General features: G+C 31.7%; 1 rRNA gene. It reads left to right on the plus strand.

Features of this window, described 5'->3' with window-relative positions:
* A 23S ribosomal RNA gene (locus B5P42_RS33505) occupies nucleotides 1-511 on the plus strand; the annotation flags it as partial.

Raw genomic sequence — 511 nt, forward strand, 5'->3', positions numbered from 1 at the left:
GATTTCAGTGTACTGGTTATCTACAATGAGTAATACAGTCTCTAAGACTACGGTGAAAACCTTCGTTGATGAGGAAAAAGATTGAATATTTCTTTTAAAAATTTAAAAAATTAATTTATAAAAAGTAATTTTATTTTAGCTTATTTAGTAAAGTTTTTTTTAAAAATTCAAGAAAATATTTAAATATTAAAACTGTACCTAACCCGACACAGGTGAACTAGTATAAATGTACGTAAGCGATTGAATTAATAGTATTGAAGGAACTCGGCAAATTAACTCTGTAACTTCGGTGTAAAGAGAACCAACTTATTTAGATTTAAATAAGGGGGTGGTAGAAACATAGAGTAGCGACTGTTTAATAAAAACACAGGACTCTGCAAAATTGCAAAATGACGTATAGAGTCTGACACCTGCCCGGTGCTGTAAAGTTAAAAACTAATAGTTTACGCTTTTAGTTTAATCTCCAGTAAACGGCGGCTGTAACTCTGACGGTCCTAAGGTAGCGAAATTC

The organism is Bacillus sp. SRB_331 (assembly GCF_003264175.1).
In the GTDB taxonomy this organism is placed as follows: Bacteria; Bacillota; Bacilli; order Bacillales; family Bacillaceae_G; genus Bacillus_A; species Bacillus_A mycoides.